We start from the raw sequence: 1,539 nt of genomic DNA, 5'->3' as shown, positions 1-1,539 counted from the left end.
GCTACCCAGCCGAACTCCACGTGGACTTTTTCCAGCCCTCGCAGGAGGAATCGCTGGTACCCGAGGTTTTGTTTGACATGACCAAATACACTCTCCACGTCCGTTTTTCGGCGCGCGTAGAGTGTTCGTCCGTCCTTGCTTTTCAGTTTGTTCGCTTCCTTGGCTTTGAGCTCTTCATACACCGGATTGTAATAGATTTTCCGGTTGCCTTTGGCGGTGGTGCAGTCCGCTTTGAACGGGCATCCTTCACAGGATTCGCATTCATAGATTTTAAAATCCCGCCGATACCCATACTTATCCGTGCGACGGCTGTAACGGCGGAAGGTCACTTTGCGCTGATTCGGGCACCAATAGAGATCGTCTTTTTCATCGTAGGTCCAGTTGTGCGGATGATATGTTTTTTTCGAGAACGAGCGTTTTTGTTCCTGTTCATACGTGTTGTACGGGATCAGCGTGTGAAGCCCCTCTTGCTCGGTAAGATACATATAATTGGGCTCGCTTCCATAGCCGGCGTCCGCAATCAGGTGTTTCGGCAGCTCGCGTCCAGTTTCCTTGAGGCTCTCCCAATGGGGCGCAAGCAGCCGGGCATCCGTGGGACTCTGGTGGACCGAATAGTGGAGGATAAACTGGTCTTGCGTGCCGGCCTGGACGTTGTACCCGGCTTTGAGCTGGCCGTTCATCATGTGATCGTCTTTCATGCGCATAAACGTGGCATCCACGTCCGTCTTCGAATAACTGTTGCGCTCGCCAAATAAACCCATTTGGGTTTCGTATTTCTGAAGGCGGGGAAGGTGATCTTTCGTTAATGCTCGATGAAACTGGCGTAGAGGCTTGGCCGCTTGTTTTTTCGCCCGTTTTTCATCGGCCGTGTCAGCAGCTTCGATGGCGTCCTCTTGTGCCTGCAGCTCCTGTTCGACTTTTTCAGCGACCTCTTCCAAGGCTTCCCGGGAGATTCGTTCCCGTTGAAATGTGTCGTCTTCTCGTTTTAGGCTTTCGATATCAACCTCAATGGCGTCTTCAATCGCACGCAGGTTGTCCTCGATTTTCGCCTGCAGTTTTTCCTCATACCCATCGGTACTTTTCCGCCAGACAAATGTGTACTTATTGGCATTGGCTTCGATCTTGGTGCCATCGAGAAAATAGTCTTTTCCATCGACATACCCTTCTTCGATCAAGAGGCGGACCATCTCCGCATATAAGGTACCCATTAACGACTTACAGCGTTCGGAACGAAACCGGTTGATCGTGTTGAAGTCGGGCGACTGGCTGGCGGCCAGCCACATCATGGGCAGGTGTTCTCTCAGGGCTCCTTCGATAGAGCGGGAGGAAAATAACCCTTGTGTATAACCGTACAACACAATTTTCGCCATCATTTTGGGGTGGTACGCGGGACGTCCGCCCCCTTTATAGGCATCAAAAAACAGCTGATCATCCAACGCGTCAATCATCCCGCTTACAATGCGGGCGACATGATCTTCGGGAATTAAATCCGAAAAATCCATAGGAAGATACAGCTGATTCATGGTATACTCTTGGAAA

Annotated in this window: 1 protein-coding gene; it reads right to left on the bottom strand. The window is 50.9% G+C overall.

The window, feature by feature from the left end:
- Positions 1 to 1,539: IS1182 family transposase (locus tag ACE1TI_RS21730; RefSeq protein ID WP_375009586.1), on the bottom strand; the 1,539-nt coding region annotated here is incomplete at both ends.

The organism is Alteribacillus sp. JSM 102045 (assembly GCF_041949975.1).
In the GTDB taxonomy this organism is placed as follows: domain Bacteria; phylum Bacillota; class Bacilli; order Bacillales; family Marinococcaceae; genus Alteribacillus.
The sequence above is the reverse complement of the archived record's forward strand: the minus strand, read 5'-3'. Positions and strand labels throughout refer to the sequence as shown.